Annotated in this window: 20 protein-coding genes and 5 tRNA genes; 19 read left to right on the plus strand and 6 right to left on the minus strand. The window is 44.9% G+C overall.

Annotated features, from left to right (window positions below; genetic code table 11):
* Nucleotides 1-133: 133 nt before the first annotated feature.
* The 7 genes from BCT11_RS04730 (at nt 134) to BCT11_RS04765 (ending at nt 5,733) form a co-directional block, all read left to right on the plus strand.
* Complete coding sequence (locus BCT11_RS04730; RefSeq protein WP_102387378.1) at nt 134-1,819, plus strand: immunoglobulin-like domain-containing protein; 1,686 nt, start codon at nt 134-136, stop codon at nt 1,817-1,819.
* Nucleotides 1,820-2,287: 468 nt separating this feature from the next.
* The gene (locus BCT11_RS04735; RefSeq protein ID WP_102387379.1) at nt 2,288-2,818 is read left to right on the plus strand and encodes a (d)CMP kinase; all 531 of its coding nucleotides are present in this window, start codon (nt 2,288-2,290) and stop codon (nt 2,816-2,818) included.
* Nucleotides 2,819-3,215: 397 nt separating this feature from the next.
* Nucleotides 3,216-3,461, plus strand: a complete 246-nt coding sequence (locus BCT11_RS04745; RefSeq protein WP_102387381.1) for a hypothetical protein — start codon at nt 3,216-3,218, stop codon at nt 3,459-3,461.
* A 70-nt stretch (nt 3,462-3,531) separates the two neighbouring features.
* Entirely contained in the window at nt 3,532-4,185 is a 654-nt protein-coding gene (locus BCT11_RS04750; RefSeq protein ID WP_102387382.1) for an aspartate/glutamate racemase family protein, read from the plus strand.
* The gene (locus BCT11_RS04755) at nt 4,172-4,600 is read left to right on the plus strand and encodes a hypothetical protein (protein ID WP_009705317.1); all 429 of its coding nucleotides are present in this window, start codon (nt 4,172-4,174) and stop codon (nt 4,598-4,600) included. Before BCT11_RS04750 ends, BCT11_RS04755 begins: the two co-directional genes overlap by 14 nt.
* Before the next feature lie 27 nt (nt 4,601-4,627).
* The gene (locus BCT11_RS04760; RefSeq protein ID WP_102387383.1) at nt 4,628-5,155 is read left to right on the plus strand and encodes a histidine phosphatase family protein; all 528 of its coding nucleotides are present in this window, start codon (nt 4,628-4,630) and stop codon (nt 5,153-5,155) included.
* Between the two features lie 56 nt (nt 5,156-5,211).
* A complete protein-coding gene (locus BCT11_RS04765) occupies nt 5,212-5,733 on the plus strand; it encodes a lipocalin family protein (protein WP_102387384.1) in 522 nt (173 codons plus the stop codon).
* Nucleotides 5,734-5,798: 65 nt separating this feature from the next.
* Here BCT11_RS04765 and BCT11_RS04770 read toward each other — a convergent pair whose 3' ends face one another.
* The 5 genes from BCT11_RS04770 to BCT11_RS04790 form a co-directional block, all read right to left on the minus strand.
* Complete coding sequence (locus tag BCT11_RS04770) at nt 5,799-6,794, minus strand: succinylglutamate desuccinylase/aspartoacylase family protein (protein ID WP_053049054.1); 996 nt, start codon at nt 6,792-6,794, stop codon at nt 5,799-5,801.
* A 145-nt stretch (nt 6,795-6,939) separates the two neighbouring features.
* Nucleotides 6,940-8,472: a putative basic amino acid antiporter YfcC gene (gene yfcC / locus BCT11_RS04775; RefSeq protein ID WP_005443800.1), complete on the minus strand. Its 1,533-nt coding sequence runs from the start codon at nt 8,470-8,472 to the stop codon at nt 6,940-6,942.
* Nucleotides 8,473-8,690: 218 nt separating this feature from the next.
* Nucleotides 8,691-9,017: a cytochrome c gene (locus BCT11_RS04780; protein ID WP_020196259.1), complete on the minus strand. Its 327-nt coding sequence runs from the start codon at nt 9,015-9,017 to the stop codon at nt 8,691-8,693.
* A 78-nt stretch (nt 9,018-9,095) separates the two neighbouring features.
* Nucleotides 9,096-10,100 carry a low-specificity L-threonine aldolase gene (ltaE, locus tag BCT11_RS04785; RefSeq protein WP_102387385.1) on the minus strand — a complete coding sequence of 335 codons (1,005 nt, stop codon included), beginning with the start codon at nt 10,098-10,100 and terminating at the stop codon, nt 9,096-9,098.
* A 24-nt stretch (nt 10,101-10,124) separates the two neighbouring features.
* Nucleotides 10,125-10,640 (minus strand): NUDIX hydrolase, encoded by a 516-nt coding sequence (locus tag BCT11_RS04790; RefSeq protein WP_102387402.1) that lies wholly within the window; start codon nt 10,638-10,640, stop codon nt 10,125-10,127.
* A gap of 271 nt (nt 10,641-10,911) precedes the next feature.
* Between BCT11_RS04790 and BCT11_RS04795 the strand changes: the two genes are divergently transcribed.
* From BCT11_RS04795 to BCT11_RS04840, 10 genes are all read left to right on the plus strand, one after another.
* Complete coding sequence (locus tag BCT11_RS04795) at nt 10,912-12,573, plus strand: ATPase RavA domain-containing protein (RefSeq protein ID WP_042601511.1); 1,662 nt, start codon at nt 10,912-10,914, stop codon at nt 12,571-12,573.
* A 9-nt stretch (nt 12,574-12,582) separates the two neighbouring features.
* Nucleotides 12,583-14,037 carry an ATPase RavA stimulator ViaA gene (viaA, locus tag BCT11_RS04800; protein ID WP_102387403.1) on the plus strand — a complete coding sequence of 485 codons (1,455 nt, stop codon included), beginning with the start codon at nt 12,583-12,585 and terminating at the stop codon, nt 14,035-14,037.
* A 244-nt stretch (nt 14,038-14,281) separates the two neighbouring features.
* Nucleotides 14,282-14,355 (plus strand) — tRNA-Cys (locus BCT11_RS04805).
* A gap of 654 nt (nt 14,356-15,009) precedes the next feature.
* Complete coding sequence (locus tag BCT11_RS04810) at nt 15,010-18,297, plus strand: glycoside hydrolase family 3 protein (protein ID WP_102387404.1); 3,288 nt, start codon at nt 15,010-15,012, stop codon at nt 18,295-18,297.
* Nucleotides 18,298-18,463: 166 nt separating this feature from the next.
* Nucleotides 18,464-19,366, plus strand: a complete 903-nt coding sequence (locus tag BCT11_RS04815) for a LysR family transcriptional regulator (protein ID WP_039987637.1) — start codon at nt 18,464-18,466, stop codon at nt 19,364-19,366.
* A gap of 446 nt (nt 19,367-19,812) precedes the next feature.
* On the plus strand, nt 19,813-21,519 hold the full coding sequence (dld, locus tag BCT11_RS04820; protein ID WP_102387405.1) for a D-lactate dehydrogenase: 1,707 nt from the start codon (nt 19,813-19,815) through the stop codon (nt 21,517-21,519).
* Nucleotides 21,520-21,768: 249 nt separating this feature from the next.
* A tRNA-Leu gene (locus tag BCT11_RS04825) sits at nt 21,769-21,855 on the plus strand.
* Between the two features lie 134 nt (nt 21,856-21,989).
* Nucleotides 21,990-22,063 (plus strand) — tRNA-Cys (locus tag BCT11_RS04830).
* A gap of 319 nt (nt 22,064-22,382) precedes the next feature.
* Complete coding sequence (amyS, locus tag BCT11_RS04835; protein ID WP_102387406.1) at nt 22,383-23,906, plus strand: alpha-amylase; 1,524 nt, start codon at nt 22,383-22,385, stop codon at nt 23,904-23,906.
* Nucleotides 23,907-24,043: 137 nt separating this feature from the next.
* Nucleotides 24,044-24,289 (plus strand): hypothetical protein, encoded by a 246-nt coding sequence (locus BCT11_RS04840; protein ID WP_042606504.1) that lies wholly within the window; start codon nt 24,044-24,046, stop codon nt 24,287-24,289.
* Nucleotides 24,290-24,371: 82 nt separating this feature from the next.
* On the opposite strand, the gene BCT11_RS04845 is transcribed toward BCT11_RS04840, so the two are convergent.
* The gene (locus tag BCT11_RS04845; protein WP_042606503.1) at nt 24,372-25,160 is read right to left on the minus strand and encodes a lipase; all 789 of its coding nucleotides are present in this window, start codon (nt 25,158-25,160) and stop codon (nt 24,372-24,374) included.
* 385 nt (nt 25,161-25,545) lie between these two features.
* On the opposite strand from BCT11_RS04845, the gene BCT11_RS04850 reads away from it, so the two are divergent.
* Together BCT11_RS04850 and BCT11_RS04855 are read left to right on the plus strand one after the other, a co-directional pair.
* A tRNA-Leu gene (locus tag BCT11_RS04850) sits at nt 25,546-25,632 on the plus strand.
* Nucleotides 25,633-25,767: 135 nt separating this feature from the next.
* Nucleotides 25,768-25,841, plus strand: a tRNA-Cys gene (locus tag BCT11_RS04855).
* Nucleotides 25,842-25,912 lie beyond the last annotated feature (71 nt).

Genomic DNA, 25,912 nt, shown 5'->3' on the forward strand with positions numbered 1-25,912 from the left:
CATTAAAAACATAACTTTGTAAGTGTATCTGTTTTCTTAGCTCAGCCATATAATCCAAACGAAATTCATTAAGTGCCAATACAAAGTACTGAGTGATTGTTGTGATGAAACAAAATGGATGAGAGGTAACACGATGAAGCAAAAAGCGCTATATCTAGCAGTAGCAATGGGTTTGAGTGGTCTTGCGAACGTCGCATCCGCTAATGAGATGGTGAACCCAGATGGTGGTGTCGTAGTCGGTTATTGGCATAACTGGTGCGATGGGGCGGGCTACAAGGGCGGTAATGCACCGTGTGTGACACTGGATGAAGTTGACCCAATGTACAATGTGGTTAACGTCTCCTTTATGAAGGTGTTCAATACCAACGAAGGCCGTATTCCAACCTTCAAGCTCGATCCAAATATTGGTCTTTCAGAACAACAATTTATTGATCAAATTGGCGCACTAAATCAACAAGGACGCGCCGTTCTTATTGCGCTTGGTGGTGCAGATGCACACGTTGAGCTGAAAACTGGCGATGAGCAAGCATTCGCTCAAGAGATCATTCGCCTTACTGATAAGTTCGGCTTTGATGGTCTGGATATCGACCTAGAGCAATCTGCGGTAACCGCCTCAGACAACCAAACGGTAATCCCAGCTGCACTTCGCCTTGTAAAAGAACACTACCAACAGCAGGGTAAAAACTTCCTAATTACGATGGCGCCTGAGTTCCCATACTTAACAGAAGGTGGCAAATACGTTCCTTATATTACTGGATTAGAAGGGTACTATGACTGGATCAACCCTCAGTTTTACAACCAAGGTGGCGACGGTATTTGGGTTGAAGGTGTGGGTTGGATTGCACAAAACAATGATGCGCTAAAACAAGAATTCATTTACTACATTTCAGACTCTTTATCGAACGGTACACGTGGTTTCCACAAAATTCCGCATGACAAATTGGTGTTTGGTATTCCATCTAACATTGATGCAGCGGCAACGGGCTTTGTGCAAGACCCTCAAGATCTTTACGACGCGTTTGATCAACTTAAAGCGCAAGGGCAGGCACTTCGTGGCGTAATGACATGGTCGGTGAACTGGGATATGGGTACCGACAAGAATGGTCAGGCGTACGGTGAAAAGTTCGTGAAGGATTACGGTCCGTTTATCCATGGTCAGACTCCACCTCCGCCAAGTGAAGGCGAACCGGTGTTTAGCGGTATCAGTGATATTCGCGTGCATCACGGTAGTTCATTTGATCCGTATGCAGGTGTTACCGCGTCTGACAAAGAAGATGGAGACCTAACTAACAGCATTACTGTTGAAGGTTCAGTTGATGTGAACACCGTTGGCACATATGTTTTGGTTTACAGTGTAAAAGACAGCGACAACAATGAAACCAAGCAAAGCAGAACCGTTGTTGTTTACAGCCTAGTGCCTGAGTTTGAAGGTGTAACGGATACGACCATACAGCTTGGTGACGCATTTGACCCAATGGCAGGCGTAAAAGCGACGGATGCAGAAGACGGTGATTTGACTGATCAAGTTCGTGTAGAGGGCAGCGTAGATGTTAACGTGCTAGGTGTCTACGACTTGGTTTACCGAGTTACGGATAGTGCAAATCAGACTACGACAGCTCAACGCTCTGTGATTGTTTCTGATGGCAGCAGTTACCCTCCGTATGAATCTGGAAAAACGTATGAAGCAGGTGACATTGTCACAGGTTCAGACGGCAACTTGTATCAATGTAAACCGTGGCCATACACTGGGTGGTGTTCAAACCCTTCTTATGCGCCTGGTGAAACTGTTTATTGGTCAGACGCATGGGATAAGTTGTAATTAGCTCATGAATTTAGGTATACCCAAGTAACCTCGAGGTGCTAGGTTCAGCGAGATTGACTTGGTTTGTAGACGCGGCGGCGATTTAAAGGTTTAGTGGGTCTAAATCAAGAATCGACAACAAAGTATATAAGCCAAGTCAACTCGCCCTCAGGGAGCGTGTCATTGACCCGATTACTGCGTCAAACAACTTGGAAAGAGCTTGCTATTCCGCTTCGTTGTTTTCCTTGCTTACTTTCGGTAAACAGGGAATCAATGACAACGCTCTGAATCAGCACCTTGAAGTCACTTGGGTATAGACCTCCTTAATTGGAGGCTTTTTTATACGCGTGACTTCACATCTCATTGAATCAACGCTAGAACTTTAAAGCGTAATCATTAGTATCCCGCCTCCGCATTTTCCAGACTTTCCTATAGTTGGAATGCGTCGCTCTTTGTCAATTTGGTACGGTCACCTAGGAGGATTTAATGAAAAGGATCAATGTAGTAGGCAGCAGCGGAAGCGGTAAATCGACGTTTTCAAAGCAGCTAGCAATGAAATTAGGTGTCACGTACATAGAAATGGACAGGTTGTTCTGGCTTCCCGATTGGAAAGAACTCGATGATGAGACGTTCTTCGATAAAGTCGTGGACGTAACTCAACAAGACGCTTGGGTACTCGATGGGAACTACAGCCGAACACAACCGTACAAATGGCAAATCATCTGGCTCGATTATTCACGTTCTATCACCACTTACCGCTCCGTCACTCGTGCTATCAAAAGGGCATGGACTCAAGAAGAGTTCTGGGAAGGAACTGGGAATAGAGAAAGTTTTAGAAAAGCGTTTTTGAGTACAGACTCGATTATTTGGTGGTCGGTTAAGAACTACCAAAAGAATCGAAAGCGTTATTTAAAACTGAAGGAGGACTTAAAAGGTTCGCCTATCAAGTTCATCCACATCACTTCACCAAAAATGGCGCAAGATTTTCTTGGCTCTCAAGATTTTATAAATAGATGAGTAACTTATTTAAGTAACTTTTTGGCAACGGCTCGCAGCTGTGTAAATCCTGACATTCCGCCTCCGTTAGATGATGAATACTAGGGTCTGTTGACCTTTCGCGGTTAGATTTTTGTTCGGATGGGGACGCCTAGTCAAAATCGTTTTAGGTGAGGCAAGGAGTGTGTCGCCTAGTCATTCTAAGCAAATACTCCTTAACAAAACATAAAACGATTTTAACCGAACCCTTTGGGCAGCGTTTGTTGGACATTTCTACTGCGTTATCGACTTCTCATGTAGGCTGGCTACACAGCAAAGTCTCTGCCTTGTATAAATGTCCAACAATTCGCTGCAAAAATCAGCTTGAAAGATTAACAGACCCTAATAAAGTTCCCGTCGTATTCATTGTGGAGGTATTATGATCGGCTACGAAGAAATGGCGATATCCGGCTACCTAGGTTGGTTACTCGCTGTTTTGTTGGTTTACCCCTTTGCCTATGTTGGTATTCATATCGGATTATTCGATATAAAAGTTCGTACCAAAGTCAGCCGTTATTTCAATCGCTTTATATTAGCTTTGATTGCATTTTTACTGATTATGCATATGCAAACTGAAGTGGTTTACGGCAAGTACTTTCTTGGTCTTTGGGAAGCACAACAGTAACTGTGATCGCATTAATTCCCATCGCCTTGTGCTAAGTTGTCGAAATTGAACTAAAAATCGACAACTTAGCATGAAGCCATACGACCTATATTTTCTTCATACTTCACCCGTACACATTCCACCTTTCTCCAAATTGATGATAGAGCTCGCACCTGATTTAAAAGTCGCACACTTTGCCGATGCTGACTTGTTGGAGCGTTTGGTTGATGGAGAGGACGTATCTAAGGTGAAGCAATCAGTACAAGACAAAGTACGAGAGCTTTCTGAACAAGCAAACTTGGTGGTTTGTACTTGTTCCTCAATTGGTCGCTTTGCTGAATCGCTTACAGAGCAGGGTGTTAACGTTCATCGTATAGGCCGCGCGATGGGTGACCAAGCTGTAACTCATGAGCGAGTGTTGTTACTCGCGGCATTATCGACAACCATTGAGCCCAGCTTGGCGTTACTTGAGACGAGTGAGGGCAATTGTATCCGTCAGTTAGATACGTTTGTGGTTGAAGGTGCTTGGGAACGCTTTCTCGACCAAGATAACCAAGGCTACTACGACAAGATTAAAGCAGTAATAGAGAGAAAGGCTCGTGATTATGACGTAATTGTATTGGCGCAAGCTTCGATGTCAGGTGCTGCATCATTAGTTGATGTCGGCATTCCAGTATTAAGCAGCCCACGTTTAGGTGTAAAAAGGGCAATTGAAACCTTAAGGATATTCCATGCAAATAACTAGTTGGATTCAGCTTTGCTTACGCGAGCTTGAAGGAGCGCCCATAAAAGAACATTCCGATATCGAAGCGTCTTTTGCGGAGTCTGAACGTTTCTCGAAATGGAAGACAAGCAAAAGAGAAATACGCCTAGAAGAAGTCAGTGATCGTTGCTGGATCAAGAGCTGCACGGGTGGCTACATCACAGAGGTGCACTTACATGCGGATGGTTCACTTGATGAATACACCTTGTTTGGACGCCTTCACACCAAAGGGCATTGGGAGCTAGAAGCTGGCGTACTTCATATCACGATCTACAAAGGTGAAAACACTTACGAACTTTCTGTTGTGGGAAACCGTGAACCTTCCATCCACTCGGCGATTGAATACAAAAATGGAGAAGTGCACTCCTATCTAAAACTGACTCCAATTTCTCAATAGCAATTTAACAAGGACGAGCACCACAAGATGGATATTGTATTTGTAAGGCATGGCGTGCCAGATTTTACGTTAGCGGATGAGCGGCAGATGACCCAACTTGAGAAGGATTATGCCCCGCTTTGTCGAGAGCATTTGTCTGTGTTGCAAGAAAAACTCAATCATCCAGTCTTCAATGATGCTGAAATCATCATCAGCTCACCTTATACAAGAGCCCTTCAAACTGCAGAAATTCTCAATCGTCATCGCGATTTGCCTTTGTTTGTTGAGCATGACTTGAGAGAGTGGCGTGCGGACAAAGAAGGCGGCTACATTACATTGAATGAAAGAGACCGACGCTGGCTCGAATACCGAGAGCTGTTAAAAGCGGGTATTCCAATGACCGACAGTCGCTACGAACATGTTGATGAGCTAAAAGCACGGGCTGAGTTGGTGCTGGATCGTTACCGCCAATATCGAAAGGTTGTTGTCGTGAGCCACTTTAATGTGTTTGAAGCACTACAAGGTTTTCAAGACATAGGACTGTCCTGTGGAGAATTTCGATACATTAATTTCTGATCGAATTTTTATCTTCTATAGTAAAATCAGACACTAATTTAATTTCAGGTTGCTGTATGAAATCTCTCAAAACACTTTTACTTTTGTCTCTTGCAACGTTGTTTGGTTGTACGTCTAAACCGGACGGTGTGGAGCCCGTCAACAACTTTGAACTTCAACCATATCTAGGCAAGTGGTATGAAATTGCGCGTCTTGATCACTCTTTTGAGCGCGGTTTATCGAATGTGACGGCTGAATACGAGCTCCGTGAGGATGGTGGCGTAACGGTTATCAACCGAGGCTATTCAGAAGATGATAAAGAATGGACGCAAGCTGACGGCAAAGCGTATTTCGTCGATGGTGAAAACACAGGGCATTTAAAAGTGTCTTTCTTCGGTCCGTTTTATTCGTCTTACATCGTATTTGAGCTAGGTGAGAACTACGACTACGCGTTTGTCTCTGGTTTCAATCACGACTACCTATGGCTACTGTCACGCACACCAACTGTTGATAAAGCAACGGTCGAGCGTTTCAAACAAGTAGCAAAAGAGAAAGGCTTTGCGTCGGACGAATTAATTCTCGTAGAGCAAACAAAGTAATACTTACAGCGACAAATGAAACATGCCCCACAAAAAGTGGGGCATGTATTTAACTGAGTTCTGGATTACTTAATCAGTCGAACAACCAAAGAACCTGGCGCTCGGATCGATTCAATGTTGTGGCTCAGTACCGTGCCTTCTGTTGGCGCTGTGTAACGCTGAATCTCATCACCAAAGCTGTCGTATTGAATCGCAACCAATTGACCTTGCTCTACCTTATCCATCATCTTCACTTGTGGTAGTACAAAACCACCCAGTTCGGCACGAATGCTGATGATGTCTTTGCCTTCTAGGCATGGCGTGAGCTCTGCAATTTCACCAGTCACTACGTCATGGCGAGCAAGGATATTGAAGATGCCAGTCACGGTACGGTCGATCAGCTCTTGTTCTGTGTAACGACCCATGCCCACCTCGATGGTGATGCTTGGAATACCGCTGTTGTTCCAGACGGTTTCAAGTACACCTGCGTCACCCGGATCGTTAAGAATTACGTCTGGGTTAATAAGGCGAGCCATTTCCAGAGATTGCTCGATACGGAAATCGGCAAACACGTACAGTGGGTAAGCAGCACCACTGGTTTGAGTGTGCAAATCAATCGCCAGCTCTGCGTTCGGCTTAAGAAGGTTATTCCATAAAGCAAACAGGAAGCGGTTTGCTTCGTTGCCGTTTGCATCACCAGGGAAGAAACGGTTTAAGTTTGCAGGAGATGCATCAGGATCCGCAGAGAAGAAGTCACGGCTGTGGTTCAGCATACCCGTCAGGTTGATGGTCGGAACGACAGTTACAGTACCTGCGATGTCTTTACCAATCAGTTCACGAGCGGTCTTTTGTGCCGCTAAAACACCGTTGTATTCGTCACCATGAACACCTGCTGTGATCATGATTTTCTTACCCGGTTTTTCGCCTTTGAAAACCAACACAGGCAAATGTTGCCATTGAGATAGGGCGTTGGTTGCGATACGGAACCAAAACTTATGCTCGCCTGCAGGCAAGTCTGTTACGTCAAGAGATTGAATGACTTGATGACCTTGAATTACGTCATCCAGAAATTGTGTTGCCATTAAAGTTGTCACTCCAAAACATCTTACTTCGATGCTTGTTTGCCATACGGCTTGAATTAAAAAAGGCGAGAACTTGTCTCGCCTTATTCTTTATACCCAAACTCCGCTTTCGCGTTTAAGTTGCTTGGGGATATTGGTAATCAGTTTACGCAAAACCCATCACGTGAGCTGCGACGACGACAATGCTCGATAGGGTAAAGAGTAATAGCATAAAGCGCCAGCAGAATTTCGCCCAGTCACCCCAGTCGATACGACATACACCCAGTGTTGCCATTAGCGACGCTGAAGTTGGAACGATAACGTTAGTGAAACCGTCACCAAGTTGGAATGCTAGAACGGCTACCTGACGTGTAACGCCAGCGATGTCTGCAAGAGGAGACAATAGAGGCATTGTCAGCGCTGCTTGACCAGAACCTGAAGTCACGAAGAAGTTGAAGATAGATTGGAAAACATACATCAACCAAGCCGCAGCAACGTCAGGAAGACCGCTGATTACGCCACCAGCGCTGTTCAGGATCGAGTTCAGTACGCTCGCTTCATCAGTAGTACCGCCACCTAGGATAAGCAATACACCTTTCGCACAACCAACCAATAGAGCAGGGGCAAGCATGATTGCTGCACCTTCTTTAAATGCGTCAGCCGCACAGTTAAGTGTCATGCCGTTTAGACGGAAGATCGTACCGATAATCGCAACAACAAAGCCCATTGTGAAGAATTGAGATGCGATCTCTGGGATGTACCATGCGTTAGCCACTACGCCCCAAACAACCCATACTGTAGTTGCGATAACCGTAAGGATAACTAGGGTGTCACCTAGGTTCCAACGAGAATCGTGGTCACCTAGCTCTTGCTGACGGAAGTATTTGTCAGTACGACGGCTGTAAGAAAGCTCAGGGTTTGCTTTGATACGCGCTGCGTAAATCATAGTGAAAGCAATACCGATAAGTGTAAAGCCAGCCCACAGACCCATACGTACAGTCATACCAGACAGAACCGGAATACCAGCAATACCTTGCGCGATCGCTACCGAGAATGGGTTCATCCAAGACGTTGCAAAACCAATCTGAGTCGCAACGTAGGTCACCATTACTGTAGTGATACCATCGTAGCCAAGGCGAACCATTAGTGGCGCGATAATAATCGCAAATGCGACGGCTTCTTCACCCATACCAAATACTGCGCCGCCCAAAGAGAACAGCAAGAACAGAACTGGAATGAATAGCGCTTCGTTACCTTTGGTCTTGTCGATAAGGCGTAAGATACCGTTGTCGATTGTGCCTGTGCGCATTACCACACCAAATGCACCACCGATAACAAGCATGAACATGATAACGCCAATCGCGCTGCCCCATTTAGAGCCTGAAACCAGACCTTCGAATGGGAAGTTCATTAGACCAATGCCACCGCCTGACGCGAACAGTCCAACCTTGTTGTAAACCAATTCACCGTTTTCGTCGGTTGCATAAGAGAAAGAAGATGGATCGATAACAGTACGAGTTTTTTCTGCACCGTCGACCATGTAGGTCACCTGTTGGCTATCGAAATGACCAGCAGGGATTAAGTAGGTAAGAATCGCAGCAAGAATACCAACAATGAAGATCAAAATGAGGGTATCAGGCATCTGCCATGATTTTGGGGTTGCCGCCGATTCCGATGGCTGAGCGTGTGTGTGAGACATAACCTATTTCACGTCGAATTATAGAAAGCATGAAATATCGATAAAATAGAATAAAAAGTCAATATTAACTGAGTTGATGAACTATAAATTCATCAATAATTTGATCTGAAGAGGGTTGAGTTGCTTATCAACGATTTAATAGTTAATTGTTTTGGTTAGATGTTGTGCGAATGAAAACGGAGTTAGGACTTGTGGCGATTCACAAGTCCCATAATTATTCACTTTTCTGCATGAGGAGTTTGTTCTGAATAAAACGCGGCAACATCGCGCAAATCTTCATCATTTAGCATGCGTAATTGGGCTGCCATCATCTCAGCCAAAGGACCTAAGCGAAGCCCATCTTGATAGGCTTTCATAGAATCATACAGGTACTGAGCATTCTGACCGGCTAGGTTAGGGTAAGCGTCGTTTGTCGTCATGCCGTTCGAACCATGACAGTAAACACAGCTTGGCGATTTAAGTTTGCCTTTATCAACGTCACCGAAAGGTTTCGCCACAACAGAGGAAGAGATAAGAAGAGACGTTAGAAGCACGTATCTAAGCATGAAATGCACTCATTGTAGTTCTTGAAAGCGCATAGAATAAAGCTTCCCCTTAGGGGAAGCTCAATGATCAAAATCAAGTTAAAGCAGAGATTTAAGGCTAGATAGGAAGGTATCGATGTCTTGTGCCGAAATATCTTTGTGCGTCACGAAGCGGATTGGGTTTCCTGGAGTAATCGTGATGCCTTGCTCCTTCATCTTTTCTGCGATACCAGCAATATCCACTTGTGGATCAAGCTTGGCAAAGACGATGTTGGTTTGAACAAATTCTAGATTAACAGAGAAACCAGGCAATTCCGCTAAACCTTCCGCTAAGGTTTTTGCATTGATGTGGTCTTGTTTTAGCTGTTCTACTTGCTCGGTAAGGGCTAGTTTACCGGCTGCAGCAAGAATACCCGCTTGGCGCATACCACCGCCGACCATTTTTCTTAGACGGCGTGCTTTTGCAATGTACTCTTTGCTACCAAGCAGTAGTGAGCCAACAGGGGCTGCCAAACCTTTAGATAAACAGATAGTCATTGAATCAAAGTACTGACCAATCTCTTTGACTGGAACATCAAGCGCGACAGCTGCGTTAAATACGCGAGCGCCATCTAGGTGCATCTGCAAGTTATGTTTGTTCACAAACTCACGAGCCTCTGCTAGGTAGGAAAGAGGAATCACTTTACCGTTGATGGTGTTCTCTAAGCTAAGTAGGCGAGTACGTGCAAAGTGCGCGTCATCTGGCTTGATTGCTGCTTCTAGCTTATCAAATGGCAAAGTACCGTCTGGGTTGTTTTCAATCGGTTGAGGTTGAATAGAACCCAGTACCGCCGCGCCGCCAGCTTCGTACTTGTAGTTATGCGCTTGCTGACCACATAGGTATTCATCACCGCGCTCACAATGCGCCATTAAGCCAAGTAAGTTTGCTTGTGTACCAGAGGTCGTGAACATTGCCGCTTCAAAGCCCGCAAGCTCAGCCGCAAATTGCTCTAACTCGTTAACGGTTGGGTCATCACCGTACACATCATCGCCGACAGGAGCGGTAAACATTGCTTCACGCATTGCTTGGGTAGGTTGCGTAACGGTATCTGATCGAAAGTCCATAATTCTCTCCTCGGTCGAAAAGACCTAAATATAACCGCAAAGACGAGCTTTGCTTAGGCAAGCGATAGTTTTGGCATCCGTAATAATGCCTTGAATAATTTGTTGTTCGAGTTCTTCTCGTGACAATGTCACCACTTCAATCACTTCATCGTCGTCACACTCGTATCGATTGGTCCTGTTCAGTTGCTCAGCAACAAACAAGTACTGGATTTCATCACAAAAACCAGCAAGAGGGGTAACTTGACCAAGCGATGTGAACTTTTCGGCGCTATATCCTGTTTCTTCTTCCAACTCTCTTTGAGCACAGTGCAACGGATCTTCATCGCCTTCACGTGTGCCAGCAGGCAATTCAAGCAGCCATTTGTTAAGAGAGGGACGGAATTGATTAACAAGAACGATGTTGCCATCTGAAGTAATAGGTAAGATAACGGCAGCACCGGGGTGTTGGATAGTGGTATGTATGATCATCCGACCAGTTGGTAGTTTAACTTCCTCTTCGACCAGAGAAATCTGCTTCCATTTATGAATTGTATTGCTCATGCAGTTGTGGATCCTAGCGGTAACCGCGTGTTGACGTGTTTTGCACATTAACCACAAACTGCGTGAAACAAAAGTAGAAAATGGTTTCATACTCTTATGAAATCAGCACATTCAGTGAGTTATGTCTCATAAATGAAAACTATGGTTACCCGCGCACGCGCGCGAAGAGCATCTGGTATAACCGAGCTTCACTAAAAAATACACTTGTAACAAAGTGATAACAAATGTATAAAATTAAATATACAGCCTCAGTTCAACAGCCGGAGCTTTTATGATTCAACCATCTTTCGCATCAAATGCAGAAAAGGCGCTTCTTTCAGAGCGTATCAACAAGCTGGCTAAAGCACTGACCGACGGCGTTTACGAACGCGAACACACCATCAAACTTTGTCTTCTTGCCGCTCTAGCGGGTGAGAGCGTCTTCCTTCTTGGTCCTCCGGGTATTGCAAAAAGCTTAATCGCCAAACGTCTTATCCAAGCATTTGATAACAGTAGTTACTTTGAGTACTTAATGACTCGCTTCTCAACACCAGAGGAAGTGTTTGGTCCATTGAGCATTCAAGAGCTAAAAGACAACGGTCGTTATGTCCGTCTTACTCAAGGCTACTTACCAACGGCACAGGTGGTTTTCCTTGATGAGATTTGGAAAGCAGGTCCTGCAATTCTGAATACGCTTTTGACTGTTGTGAACGAAAAGACGTTCAAAAACGGCAGTGAAATTGAACGTGTACCGATGCGCCTTTTGGTTTCTGCATCAAACGAACTACCAGACGAAGATAGTGGTTTAGACGCACTTTACGACCGCATGTTGGTGCGCGTGTTTGTAAACCGCATTCAGGATAAACAAAACTTCAAATCCATGCTGACAGTGGGTACGTCTCAAGAAGCGCAGGTTCCAGAGGGTTTGGCGATCACTGACGAAGAATACCACCGCTGGCAGCAACAACTCGATAAGCTGACTCTCACCGACAATACATTCGAAAAGCTATACCAACTTAAGTCTATGTTGGAAACCAAAGTCGAATCTGAGTTTGGCGACGCATCATTAACAGATATGTACGTGTCTGACCGCCGTTGGAAAAAAGCGGTCAAATTGCTTAAAGCGAGCGCGTTTTTCAATGGTCGTGATGAAATCAACCCACTTGATCTTCTGCTACTGCAAGATTGTTTATGGAATAGCCCTGAGTCACGCGATGTCGTTCGCAGCGTGATTCAAGAGTTCGCACTAAAACATGCCTTTGATCAGCAAGAAGCAGAGCAAGAGATCGAATACTGTCGTGAATCTTTGGTTGATGTGCAGCATGAACTTGAAGACAAATATCGCATGACGCTAAACGCTGAAGCGGCAACGGGACTGCTTCGTAAAGAAACCATGAGCTTCGATACATCCAAAGCGAAAACTTACAAAGTAGGCGCGGCGGTGAATCTGGTTAAGCTGGTTATTCTGCAAAGCAACATGTCGGTATCTGAATCAGAGAAGGGTGACAGCCGCTGGGTATACGTACCAAAAGACGAGCTTGACCGAGTGATCAAAGAAGGTCATGGCGATGTGTATGGCTATGTGAACCAAAACACCAATATGTGTCGTCTGCGGTTTGATGTCGATGCGGCAAACAACCTTGTGATCCGTGACATTGCAAACCGCGGTGTGTTGGTGAGCTTAGTGACTCAACAAGGTTTAGACGTTGAGCTTTACCAAAAATGGTTGGCTGAAAGCGAGAAAGCAGTAAGCCAATTGAGTGAAGCTGAACACCACATGCGTAAGGTTAAAGCCAACTTCCATGGCGCATTGCCACACAGTTTCGTGGATCCAGAGTTACCACGTCTAATGGAATCGAGTCTGCAACAGGTGAGTCAGAGACTTGAGTCTATCCAAGGTGAAAGCGAGAAGATCATTCAACGCTTTAAAAACTTACATCAGTTTTTCTCTTAAGGGGACGACATGTTAGGTGCAGACGGACTCAGCTTAGCACTTATGGTGGCAGATTCAGGCATCATTGATAGTGCGGTTAACGATTTAATGGCGCGCTCACAAGTCATGATGATGGCAGAAAATCGAGGTATGAAATCCTCGGTGAAAAACCATCTACTTAAATGGCGTGGCAACGTGAAAAAGCGCATGACGAAAGTCTGTGAGACAGAACGTTTTCAACAGGAACTCGCACTCTATCAAGAAGTGATTTATTGGGATGAAAACGAGTTTTTCGAACGAATTGATGACGTGATCAAAAAGCTTGAATGGCACTCGGCGTTTTACATGCAAGCGCGTCGCATGATGGAGAAGAACAAGGGGGTGAACAACCCAATGTTCCCTCATTACTTCTGTGACCAGTGGTATCAAAGCCTTGCAGAAGCAATCAAACAAGCGCAAGTCTCTGAGCTTGAAGAGAATAAAGAAAAAGTCCTCAACGATCTTTATCAACGTATGGAAACTATGCGTAACATGGATAAAGTGACGGAGTCCGGTGACGAAGAAAGCGTAGGGCGCTTGTGGGATATGGCGTCCGCTAAGTTGAGTAAAACTGACTTAACCGTGATGAAGCGCCACGCAGAGTTCCTTAAAAAGCACAAAGGTTTGCAAGAGATCGCAGAGCAACTTGGTCGCATGGCGGGGCAAGTGAATGATCCTGACCTCAACCGCGCACCAGCAGAAGAGCTGCAAATGGTTGAGGAAAAGAGTGACGAAGCGACAGACGATATCGTCGGTATTCATGAAAGTGACGATCTCAACAAACTGCTACCTAACGAAACCATGTTTTTGGCGTATCCAGAGCTGGAAGTCGTGTTCTACAAGCATTTGGTTGATAAACGCTTGATGAACTACCGCACGCAAGGTAAGTCTCGCACACTACGTAAAGTGAAAGCGCATAAACCAGATCATAAAGCGGTGGACGTTGAAAAAGGCCCATTTATCGTTTGTGTTGACGCGTCAGGCTCGATGAGTGGATTCCCGGAGCAATGTGCCAAAGCCATGGCTTACGCACTTATGCAAATCGCTCTGGCCGAACAACGAGATTGTTATGTGATCATCTTCTCCACTGAACACATTACTTACGAGCTAACGCGTCAGGATGGTTTACGTGAAGCCGCTGACTTTTTAACTTACAGCTTCCATGGTGGGACGGATTTGGAGCCAACGTTAATTAAATCTATTGATTTAATGAACAGCGACAAATACAAAAATGCCGACATGGTTGTTATCTCAGACTTCATTGCACCAAAACAGCAAGATGAGTTGCTTGCAAAAGTCGATGCGTTAAAAGCGAAAAAGAACCGCTTTCATGCCATTAGCTTATCGAAGTATGGCAACCCAGCGTTAATGTCGATGTTTGACCACACTTGGTCTTACCATCCAAATGTAGTGGGGCGCTTATTTAAACGCGTCGCAAACAGCTAACACCATCGAACAGTATAAAAGTGACAAGCAAAAGCGGCTTAAGCGGTCGCTTTTGTAGTTTTTTGTTCGGTGATATGCAATAAAGCCATTAGTAATAAGGCACCGATTAGATCGAATTATCGACTGTTTGGTTTAAAACAAAGCAAACGAAGCGGAAATAAAAGATTTTTGTTTGACTATATTTCCTGAATCCGTAAAGTAGCACACAACGCAACGGGGCAGAGCCTTTAAGCGTAAACAATTTGGCGCCTTGGCAGAGTGGCTATGCAGCGGATTGCAAATCCGTGGACCTCGGTTCGACTCCGGGAGGCGCCTCCAAATTCATAAAAAGAGACGTCCTAGGGCGTCTTTTTTTGTATCTAAAATTCCTGTTCCATCAATTCCTTTTGCCGCCGTCAATCACTACTTTGTTTTCTTCGTACTGTTTCACATGTGTCGTGCTTTGCGACTTAGTAGAGCTTCACTTCTGAGTTCTCTCGGTTTCGTGGTAGCGCTATTACTTTGCTACTTCGTGAACTTAAGATGCGAGGAGAATTAATAACGCCACATAGTGTGAATATGCTTCAAACTTATGCAATTTGGCACTAATTTAAATTGTTGAATATGGAACATCTATCACTAATACGTTTTTTCAAGATTTGAAATCAAATCACATTTCTATGAATCTGCGAAATATCATGCATATCATACAAAAGTGCAACAAGCCTTACTCCTTCTCGTTTAACGAACAATCAAACTGTTAACGATATCTTTATTTGTTTCATGAACTAATGCGTGTATCCAATCAGCATATTTCTGTGACTAACACAGAATTATTTATCATTTATTTCAGTAGTCTAAATAAAACCCCTGTAGTGAAAAATTAGTGGTGACTAGCACGTCTCTGGCGTGTGGTCCCGTTGGATAACAAAATATTTCAGGAGCAATAACGTGCTACGAACAAAGAAAACAATCGTCAGTATTCTCGTTTCAATGGCGATGATCTCAGGCTGCAATGATTCAGACAGTGACACCATTTCAACCAGTCCTATTCCTTACTTTGCGGAATGGAAGGATGTCGACAGTGCTATTAAAAAAGATGATGCGATGGAAGCAGAAATCCAACGTATCCTTGCATTAATGACGTTAGAAGAAAAAGTCGGTCAGATGGTACAACCGGACCTTCGTGAGGTCACTCCACAAGAGGCGAAAACCTATAAGCTTGGCTCAATACTAAACGGTGGTGGCGGTTTTCCAAACAATGATAAATACGCGACCGCACAAGATTGGGCGGACGAAGCTGACAAATACTGGTTAGCGTTGGAAGACGCTTATGCTGACCGAGGATTCCGAATTCCCTTTATGTGGGCGACAGATGCAGTACATGGCCACAACAACGTTTTCATGGCGACGGTATTTCCTCATAACATTGGCTTAGGTGCAGCTCGCAACCCTGATCTGATTGAAGAAATAGGAAAAGCGACCGCAAGAGAGGTTGTTGCGACAGGCCTTGATTGGACATTCGCACCGACCGTTGCGACACCACGCGATTATCGTTGGGGACGTGTATATGAAGGCTACTCGGAAGATCCAGAAATCGTGTATGAATACGCGAAGCGCATGGTGGAAGGCATTCAAGGTGGTGAAGAAGGCTTAAAAGGGGACACTAACGTAATCTCTAACGTGAAGCACTGGGTCGGTGACGGTGGTACGTTGGGTGGTGTTGACCATGGTGAGAACCGTTACACAGAAGAGTACCTACGCAATATTCATGCAATGGGGTATATCGGTGGCTTGAATGCAGGCGCACAAGTGGTGATGTCGTCGTTTAACTCATGGTGGAACGATGCGAACTACGATCCTATGGTCGGTATCGACGGTGCTGAGGATGGTGGCGATTACATGCAAAACCAGAAAATCCACGGCTCACAATACCTGATTACTGATGTCTTGAAGGGCAAATTAGGCTTTGACGGCTTAGTCGTTACCGATTGGAACGGACAAGGCGAGATCAACGGCTGTAGCGCAGCTGATTGTCCTCAAGCTGTAATCGCTGGTAATGATGTCTTTATGGTGACTTCACGCAACGATTGGCAAGCGTTCTATCAGAATGTGATTGACCAAGTAAACGAAGGCATTATTCCAATGTCGCGTATCGATGACGCCGTGACGCGTATTTTGCGTGTGAAAATGCGTGCAAACCTTTGGGAAAAACCACAGCCTTCAGAACGTTCATTGGCAGGCGAACAATCCGTATTGAGCGCGCCAGAACACGTTGCTATTGCACGCCAAGCGGTATCTGAATCCTTAGTATTGCTTAAAAACCAAGACCAAATCCTACCTTTGAAATCCGATTCGAAATTCTTGGTAACAGGTTCGGCTGCCAACGACATCACCAAACAAACAGGTGGTTGGTCGCTGACTTGGCAGGGTGATGGCAATACCATTGAGAAAGACTTCCCGAATGCACAAACGGTGCTTATGGCAATGCAGAAAGAAGTTGGTGAAGAAAACGTTTTTACCGATGCTTCAGCAACAACACCAGAAGAAGCTACTGCGCTTGTGGTTATCGGTGAAGATCCTTATGCAGAAATGTTCGGTGACATCAGCAAAGCACAAACGCTTGAATTTTCGAAGCTAAAAGCCTCTTATCAAGCGGATCTTGATACGATCAAATCGCTAAAAGAGCAGGGATACAAAGTGGTCACGGTATTCTTCTCTGGTCGTCCACTTTATGTCAATGAAGAGCTCAACAACTCAGATGCGTTCGTTGCAGCTTGGTTGCCGGGTACGGAAGGTCTAGGTATTACTGATGTGTTGTTCGCAAAAGATGGAGCGGATTTCAAAGGTAAGCTCTCTTATTCGTGGGGTGCTAAGAAGTGTTCGACCACAATCAACCGCAAGGCACTCAATATCCCTAACTACACGACACCAATTGATGGCATAAATGGTGAGTTGATTGAGCAAGATATCGAAGGCGAACATAAGCCTTTGTTCCCATATGGATATGGTTTGAACTACGCAAATCAGACCGAAGTTCCTGCTCTGTATGAAGACTTGAACGATATCCCGCTTGATCCTCGTGATTATGGCTGTGGTATGGACGAGCCAGATAATGGCATCGCTGAGTTCCCATTAGAGATCTTCGGTAAAGATGCAAAAGGAGAGTTTGTTGCACGTATGTCAGGCAGTGCGAATGGTTGGTCTGGACTGGAAATCAGCAAAGACACCACCACAATCGGCTCAGTAACAACGAAAGGCATCAACTACGATGGCATGCAGCAGTCAGCAATCAATGTGAAGTTCTCGGGAGAGACTGGTGATTTTGTTGGCAATTCAGCCGCTCAAATTTACATGCAAACCCCGGATGAAAAGGGTGTTGATTACAACAGCTACATGAATGCGGATTCGACTTTGGAGTTTGATATTCGCATGGTAACTGCAGCGCCAGAGAGCTTAGTGCTATCGACTCACTGTGAGTATCCTTGTCGCGGTGAGGTTAACATTAACAAAGTCTTACCAGAACCGTCAGAAAGCACTTGGACGACGATCAAAGTGCCGCTTCAATGCTTGAAAGATACTGGCATGAGTTTCCAAATGTTGAACACGTCTTTCTTGATGTACGCAACGGAGGCGGTGGAGTTTGATTTGGGTAAGATCCGTTACGTTCCAAACCCTGAAGGATTACCTTCTGATGCGGTAAGTTGTGAAGACATGCTAGAAGATGCGTTGCCACCACTAACGGGTGACAATTATAACCTATTCGCTGACTTCAATGCGCAGATAAATGCTTCAGACCAATATACCACTGAAGGTTGGGGGCCAATTCCTGATGGGGAAACACACATGACAGTAACCCCGGTAACAGATGGGGCAACAGTCACGTATAACAGTGCTAGTCCAGAGGCTTACAAAGGATTATTGCACTTCAACTTTGATGCACAAAACTTGGAAAACTTTGCGGAAGCGGGTTCACTAGTCTTCACAGTGAATGTCACTACCTTTGGCTCACAAAAGCCTGATAATGATCAAACTGGCTTAGTGCTGAAACTTGCTAATGCGGATGGCGATACGGGAGATGTTTTTGTACCGGAACTTTCTGCTGCGAATCTTGCACTAAACTCTGATGTTACCGTTACGGTTCCAATGTCCAAATTTGGAGATAAGTTCGATAACAAGTATTGGGCGCAAACTGTTAAGACGTTCACTATCTTCCCCGCATGGGCAAATACCCAAGCTAGTGTGGAATTTGAAATCAGTGATATTCACTTCACGAAATAAACAGATCATCTAGGAAAATTACTCAATTGAGTAGAAACAAGGCGAGCCTTATTAGCTCGCCTTTCTCGTTGGGGAAGCCTTTAAAAGCCAAGTGTGAACTTTCTTGCGGCAATCTGTGTGAAATCTCTTTAGAATGTCTTCCTCGACAAGGAAGCAGTGAAGACACATGAGAAATACCGACGACTACATTATTTTCTATCATTTGGTTGAGCAAGGTTCATTCAGCGCCGCTGCAAGACAAATGGAACTCACTAAGTCGGTTGTCAGTAAGCGCATTGCCAAATTAGAGCAGGAGATAGGTGTTCAACTGCTTTATCGAACCACACGTACGCTTAAACTGACAGAAGCAGGGCAATCCTTCTTCGAACATGCTCGTAGTGTTTATCAAGCCGTCGCAACCGCAGAAGAATCCATTGTTGGTTTAGGCAAGAGCCTATCCGGCAATATCAAGATTACCGTTCCGACCATCTCTGGTGAACTTATCCTTCCTACCGTTATTTCTGAATTCAACCAAGCTTATCCAGATATCAACATTGATATGGAACTGGACAATCGATTCGCCGACATCGTCAACGAAGGTTTTGACCTTGCCATTCGTACTGGGGTTTTACCAGACTCAAGCCTAATCGCACGTAAGCTTGTTGATGCAAACTGGATTGTGTGTGCATCGCCTAGGTACGTCGCCAAACATGGCAAACCAAAAACGCCGGACGATCTCACTAAGCACAACTGCTTGGTTTACGCCTATCAAGAGACAGGGGCTCGTGAGTGGGCTTTCAAGCGTGATGATGAGGTGTATCAGGTTAAGGTAGATGGGAATCTATGTACCAATAACTCATCTGCGTTACGTAACGTCGCTTTGCTGGGACAAGGTATCATTTATGTGCCTCGGGTGCTGGTTTATGAAGACTTACAACAAGGCAAACTGATTCAGTTGTTTAAAGACGAAACGGCTAAGTGCTTGGGTATTTATGCCGTGTACCCATACACTCGTCAGCAACCAGAAAAGATTAAGATCTTTATCGAGCATCTGTATCAATGCTTTCAACGTCGTAGCCATCAATTCTAGTGGCTCAACTTTTCTCAAAGGAATGATTCTTCTTTGTTCGAAGGGATTCGCTCTAAATTTAAAACTCCACAATCTATCTATTTTCTTTGTCGATCGACAATGTCACAGTGATATAACGCTGCGATAACGTCATGGTGCTCACATGTTGTGGTTTTGTTTTGACTCAATATTCTGTCAAGGTTAGGTATATAAAGCCTTGTGATTCTTTTGACTTTGCTTTTCTTGGATGTTGTGCACATTTGTTAACAATACACTTTGCTATTGTTTCTTTTTGGAAACGATAAGTTTCTTTGTTGATTTTACAGTTCTTCGAAACTTAAGTGATTGAATCTATGGGTAATTAAAGTGGTTAATTTTGTCTGGGCGTCGTTATCGGACTTTGGTGGCATGGACGTTCAGATTCGGACTACTTATATTGGCTGGGCATAATAACTAGAGATACGGATATGAAACAGAAGCAGCTCATCGACGCGTTTGTCACCATTGTCGGGGAAGAAAATGTCCTTACCGATCAAATCAAAACCAAGTATTACCGCAGCGGTTTTCGTTCAGGAAGCGGCACGGCGTTGGCGGTGGTTTTTCCTAAGACTCTGTTAGAACAATGGAAGGTCATCCAACAATGTGTGGACAATAATTGCATCATCATCATGCAAGCAGCCAAGACGGGTCTGACCGAAGGCTCTGCGCCAAGTGGTAGTGATTACGACCGCGATGTGGTGGTGATCAATATTACCAAGATGAAGCAAATCTATCTGTTAGACGGCGGTAAGCAAGCGGTTTGCCTTCCGGGGGCAAGTTTACATTCACTAGAAAAAGAGTTGCGAGCAGTTAATCGCGCGCCGCATTCGGTGATTGGTTCTTCTTCTCTGGGCGCAACCGTTGTGGGCGGTATTGCAAACAACTCTGGTGGCGCTTTGGTTAAACGTGGTCCTGCTTATACAGAGCTTGCCATATTCGCTCAGGTCGACAAGGACGGTAAGCTCAATCTTGTAAACCACCTTGGTATTGAAGGATTAGGCTCGACGCCTGAAGAGATCTTACAGAACATCCAGGATGGTAACTTCGACCCAGATAAAGTGATTCATGATGAACGCATGGCGTCGGACAAAGAATACGACGAACGTGTTCGTGATGTGGCTTCTGATATCCCATCGCGCTTTAATGCGGATGAGCGTCGTCTGTACGAGGCGAGTGGTTGTGCAGGTAAACTGGGCGTGTTCGCTGTTCGAGTCGATAGCTATCCTATTCCTGAGAAAGAGCAGGTGTTCTATTTAGGTACTAACGATCCAGATAAACTGACCAAGCTGAGAAAAGACTTCCTTACTCAGTTTGAAAACTTACCAGAAATGGGTGAGTACCTTCACCGTGACATCTTCAATATGGCGGAGAAATACGGTAAAGACGTCTTCCTTTCTATCGATTTATTAGGCACAGACAATCTGCCTAAGATGTTCTCGCTTAAAGCTAAGGTTGAAAACTTCTTAGAGCGTGTTCCGTTGGTCAGCAAATACCTGCCAGATACTATTCTCTACTACGTCAGCAAGTTATTCCCGCAGCATCTTCCTAAGCGCATGTTGGAATACCGTGATAAGTACGAGCACCATCTTGTACTTAAAATGAGTGACGGCGGCATTGCCGAAGCGCAGAAATACCTAAAAGAGGTGTGGGCGGCTGAGCACGATAGTGACTTCTTCGAATGTACACCAGAAGAGGGCAAGAAAGCGTATCTACACCGTTTTGCAGCAGCAGGTGCAGCAATTCGTTACGAAACCATTCACCGCAAGGAAGTGGAAGACATCGTTGCTCTTGATATTGCGTTACGACGTAACGATGAGGAGTGGTTAGAAACATTACCTGAGGAAGTGAGTAAGAACCTCGTTAAGTCTCTCTATTATGGGCACTTTATGTGTTATGTTTTCCACCAAGACTATGTATTCAAAAAGGGCACCGACACCAAGCTGATGAAGAAGCTAATGTTGGAACACCTGAACAGTCGCGGCGCTAAATACCCAGCGGAACACAACGTAGGGCATCTGTACGAAGCGGAAAACTCGCTGCAAACGTTCTACCATCAACTTGATCCGACCAACACCTTTAACCCAGGCATAGGTAAAATGGACCGCTACAAGCGCAACTGTAACTGTTGTGCATAACGTTTTCATTGAGAGAGTAGATAGGGAGTCGCTAATATAGCGGCTCTATTTTATGGGCGAGGTCGTTAAGATTGCGTGTGAGTTTTAATCGAATCGCTCAACTCCCATACATTCAGTAGTGTTTTTAACCATCTGAATCAAAAAGAATAAATTTATTGTTGACCTAGAAATATAATCCGTTAAAGTACAACTCGTTCTCACGGCTAAGGTCGTTAGAGCAGGTGGTGTTGCCATCGCATTGATTGCGTTGCCCTGGTGGTGGAATTGGTAGACACAAGGGATTTAAAATCCCTCGACGTTCGCGTTGTGCCGGTTCAAGTCCGGCCCGGGGCACCATCCGCAAATTGAGTGTGTGGATTTTATATCCCACCGTCGAGTTGACCGACCGAGTGTCGGACCATCAATTCCGGTCGGAGAACCATCTCTCATAAAGTGAGATTAAATAATCTCAGAGAACAACAATTCGGTAAGGCGCCTTGGCAGAGTGGCTATGCAGCGGATTGCAAATCCGTGGACCTCGGTTCGACTCCGGGAGGCGCCTCCATTCTTTTCGAAAGCTCGTCATTATGACGGGCTTTCTTCGTTTTAGCGCAATGGAATTGACGTGCTTTAATACCTCTTTCTCCTGTTTATTAATTATCTCCTCCCTCGTTATTTGATCGGGATTCAATAATTGTGTTCAATCAGTCATTGATTTTATAAATGTTACGCAACTCAATAATTGTAGAGGGTGATTGGTGATAATTTCTCCATGATTGTAGTCCGAACTTTTTGTTGTACAACAGACGGTTAGTTGGATCTCTTCTACCTGTCATGTTAGCTCTCTAAGTTCGAACTTCGTTCTAAAACGTGAGAGAAAAATAATGAAAACATTCAACCTTAAACCCACACTTTTACCTTTAACTTTGCTGCTCAGTTCGCCGGTTATGGCGGCACAAAATGGAACCATGATGCAGTATTTCCATTGGTATGTGCCAAATGACGGCACACTCTGGACACAAGTTGAAAACAACGCACCAGCGTTATCTGACAACGGCTTTACCGCGTTATGGCTGCCGCCTGCCTACAAAGGTGCCGGTGGTAGCAATGACGTAGGTTATGGTGTTTACGACATGTATGACTTAGGCGAGTTTGATCAAAAAGGATCGGTACGAACCAAGTACGGCACCAAAGACCAATACCTCGATGCTATTAATGCGGCACACGCAAACAACATTCAAATTTATGGTGATGTGGTGTTTAACCACCGTGGCGGTGCGGATGGTAAATCGTGGGTCGACACCAAGCGAGTCGATTGGAACAACCGAAACATTGAACTCGGCGACAAATGGATTGAAGCTTGGGTCGAATTTAGCTTCCCAGGACGTAACGATAAATACTCAGACTTTCATTGGACGTGGTATCACTTTGATGGTGTTGACTGGGACGACGCAGGTAAAGAAAAAGCGATCTTCAAATTCAAAGGCGATGGTAAAGCGTGGGATTGGGAAGTCAGTTCTGAAAAAGGCAACTACGACTACCTCATGTACGCAGACCTAGACATGGATCACCCAGAAGTCAAACAAGAGTTGAAAGACTGGGGCGAGTGGTACTTAAACATGACGGGTGTAGATGGCTTCCGAATGGACGCGGTTAAACACATCAAATATCAGTACCTACAAGAGTGGATCGATTACTTACGTTGGAAGACAGGCAAAGAGCTGTTTACTGTGGGTGAGTACTGGAACTACGACGTGAACAACCTGCATAACTTTATCACTAAGACTTCTGGCAGCATGTCATTGTTTGATGCACCGCTACACATGAACTTCTATAACGCTTCACGCTCGGGCGGCAACTTCGATATGCGCCAAATCATGGATGGCACCTTGATGAAGGACAACCCAGTGAAAGCGGTAACATTGGTCGAGAACCATGATACGCAACCACTGCAAGCGCTGGAGTCTCCGGTGGATTGGTGGTTCAAGCCTCTTGCGTACGCGTTCATTTTGCTTCGTGAAGAAGGTTATCCGTCAGTGTTCTACGCGGATTACTACGGCGCACAATACAGTGATAAAGGACACGACATCAACATGGTGAAAGTGCCGTATATTGAGCAGTTGGTGAAAGCCCGTAAAGATTATGCTTATGGCAAGCAGCACTCTTACCTTGATCATTGGGATGTGATTGGTTGGACACGAGAAGGGGATGCGGAACACCCGAACTCAATGGCGGTTATCATGAGTGATGGACCTGGCGGAACAAAATGGATGTACACAGGTTCGCCGAGTACGCGTTACGTCGATAAGTTAGGTATTCGCACCGAAGAAGTCTGGACTGACGCCAACGGCTGGGCAGAGTTCCCAGTAAACGGAGGTTCGGTATCTGTTTGGGTCGGCGTTAAATAATCAGGCTCGCAGAATTGCAGGTGTGACCGATTTCGAAAATAGTGCGCATTTAATTAATGTCTTGTTTGATATTCATGAAACATATGCGTAACTTTATACCTGAGCATTATCAGTAGGCAGATTAAGGAAAGGAATCTATGGCTGACGTTTTGATTGTTGCGATTGTATTCAGTGCAATATTTGGTGGTGGTATCGTTAAGCTGGTACTTAACCATCGTAAGGAAGTAAAAGCGTTAGAGATCTCTGAACGCAATCAGATGAGTGAAGAAGAGCGAAATGGTTTGAACAAGCAAGTCGCAGAGCTCAAACAGCGCGTTGAAGTATTGGAGCGCATCGTTACCGACAACAGATACCAACTTGATAAAGAAATTGCGTCATTGTAATTCTGAACCAAGACGAAAGAGCCATTTTAATACTGGCTCTTTTTGTATCCGTCCTTTAATCCCTAGAAAGCGAAGCAATGGATTACCGTTCATCAAAGAAGTCTTTATTTCGAATGTACTTACTCATCAAGTGATAAGAAAAAGGGCGTATCAACCAACTCACCAAAGAGCGTCCAAGCCGCATCAACGTTGGTGTGTTCTCGTAAATCCTACCGTTATAAAGCCAAAGCATTTTGCCCACATGCCAGTAGAGAAAAGGCACCGGAGGCATAAAGGTAACAATATCGATGTCGCAACAGATTCGATAGGTTTTGTGGCTTAAACGATAGCGTTTCTTGAATGTCCAATCACCAATCGCTGGTTGACCAAATGTCACCACACGTTTGATGCTTTTCGGGTACTTTCTTTCGATATAATCGGCAAACACGCTACCAATTGCGCCGCCCGATGAATGCCCAGTAATGGTGATGCGCTTGCCTTGTAGAATTAGAGGTACAATAGTGGCTTCTAATCGTTCAATTACACTCAAACCAAGACGATCTTCATTTCGAGAAGGTTGACTTTCTTGAAATAACAAATGGTAGAAGCCTGCATGGATTCGATAGTTTAGCCCCAAGCGCTTGCAGCTGCGTGTCCACATCGCGAAGTTCAACATCCAATCGGTCATGCTATGCGAACCTTTAATTACCACGACGACTTCCGTACGCTTCTTGCTCCATAAAACACGGATCATGGTTTTGCCAAACTCGTTTTTAATGATGCGCTGCCCATTAGGATCAAACCCATAGCGGGTCTGTTTAAAGACTCTGGGGTAGGCGAGATTACAAAGGACGGCGTAGCGTTCGTACTGATATCGTTTTAAAGGCTTCACATTATTTTTCTGTCTCTTGGTCAACGTAAACTCTAGACGTGAAATATGAAAAATAGATGAAGATGAGAAATGAACAGAGGTTGGCGAAGCGTTTTTACTCAAGGGCCAGTGAAAGTAGAGTACTGCGTCAGTATTCATTCAATGTAGGAGGGTTTTGAAGTTTTTTTGTTTGTACAAGCAAGACCGGGATTAGGGAAGATGCCATTCGCTGTGTATATGAATTGCGCAAAATGATCGTAGATTGTGCATGTGAGTCGCCTTTTTAACCATATGAATGAAAAAGACAAAATATCTGTTGATCTAAAATCTGAATCCGTTAAAGTACGCCTCGTTCTCGCGGCACAGGTCGCTAGAGCAGGTGGTGTTGCCATCGCATGATTGCGTTGCCCTGGTGGTGGAATTGGTAGACACAAGGGATTTAAAATCCCTCGACGTTCGCGTTGTGCCGGTTCAAGTCCGGCCCGGGGCACCATCCGCAAATTGAGTGCGTGGATTTAACATCCCGCCGTCGAGTTGACCGGCCGAGTGTTGGACCATCAATTCCGGCCCGGGGCTCCATCTCTCGTAGATTGAGATTTTTAAAGTCTCAGAGAACAAAAATCGGTAAGGCGCCTTGGCAGAGTGGCTATGCAGCGGATTGCAAATCCGTGGACCTCGGTTCGACTCCGGGAGGCGCCTCCATTCGATTGAGTACCATCGCATCTCATTATCGAACGTACGATTAGGTTAGTGTGTTTATTTAAATTATTTGA

This window comes from Vibrio sp. 10N.222.52.B12 (assembly GCF_002875385.1).
Classification (GTDB): domain Bacteria; phylum Pseudomonadota; class Gammaproteobacteria; order Enterobacterales; family Vibrionaceae; genus Vibrio; species Vibrio jasicida.

Bases quoted from the DNA above. Each gene is read 5' to 3' on its own strand.
- BCT11_RS04730 (WP_102387378.1), top strand. From the start codon at position 134: ATGAAGCAAAAAGCGCTATATCTAGCAGTAGCAATGGGTTTGAGTGGT.
- BCT11_RS04735 (WP_102387379.1), top strand. From the start codon at position 2,288: ATGAAAAGGATCAATGTAGTAGGCAGCAGCGGAAGCGGTAAATCGACG.
- BCT11_RS04745 (WP_102387381.1), top strand. From the start codon at position 3,216: ATGATCGGCTACGAAGAAATGGCGATATCCGGCTACCTAGGTTGGTTA.
- BCT11_RS04750 (WP_102387382.1), top strand. From the start codon at position 3,532: ATGAAGCCATACGACCTATATTTTCTTCATACTTCACCCGTACACATT.
- BCT11_RS04755 (WP_009705317.1), top strand. From the start codon at position 4,172: ATGCAAATAACTAGTTGGATTCAGCTTTGCTTACGCGAGCTTGAAGGA.
- BCT11_RS04760 (WP_102387383.1), top strand. From the start codon at position 4,628: ATGGATATTGTATTTGTAAGGCATGGCGTGCCAGATTTTACGTTAGCG.
- BCT11_RS04765 (WP_102387384.1), top strand. From the start codon at position 5,212: ATGAAATCTCTCAAAACACTTTTACTTTTGTCTCTTGCAACGTTGTTT.
- BCT11_RS04770 (WP_053049054.1), bottom strand. From the start codon at position 6,794: ATGGCAACACAATTTCTGGATGACGTAATTCAAGGTCATCAAGTCATT.
- yfcC (WP_005443800.1), bottom strand. From the start codon at position 8,472: ATGTCTCACACACACGCTCAGCCATCGGAATCGGCGGCAACCCCAAAA.
- BCT11_RS04780 (WP_020196259.1), bottom strand. From the start codon at position 9,017: ATGCTTAGATACGTGCTTCTAACGTCTCTTCTTATCTCTTCCTCTGTT.
- ltaE (WP_102387385.1), bottom strand. From the start codon at position 10,100: ATGGACTTTCGATCAGATACCGTTACGCAACCTACCCAAGCAATGCGT.
- BCT11_RS04790 (WP_102387402.1), bottom strand. From the start codon at position 10,640: ATGAGCAATACAATTCATAAATGGAAGCAGATTTCTCTGGTCGAAGAG.
- BCT11_RS04795 (WP_042601511.1), top strand. From the start codon at position 10,912: ATGATTCAACCATCTTTCGCATCAAATGCAGAAAAGGCGCTTCTTTCA.
- viaA (WP_102387403.1), top strand. From the start codon at position 12,583: ATGTTAGGTGCAGACGGACTCAGCTTAGCACTTATGGTGGCAGATTCA.
- BCT11_RS04810 (WP_102387404.1), top strand. From the start codon at position 15,010: ATGGCGATGATCTCAGGCTGCAATGATTCAGACAGTGACACCATTTCA.
- BCT11_RS04815 (WP_039987637.1), top strand. From the start codon at position 18,464: ATGAGAAATACCGACGACTACATTATTTTCTATCATTTGGTTGAGCAA.
- dld (WP_102387405.1), top strand. From the start codon at position 19,813: ATGAAACAGAAGCAGCTCATCGACGCGTTTGTCACCATTGTCGGGGAA.
- amyS (WP_102387406.1), top strand. From the start codon at position 22,383: ATGAAAACATTCAACCTTAAACCCACACTTTTACCTTTAACTTTGCTG.
- BCT11_RS04840 (WP_042606504.1), top strand. From the start codon at position 24,044: ATGGCTGACGTTTTGATTGTTGCGATTGTATTCAGTGCAATATTTGGT.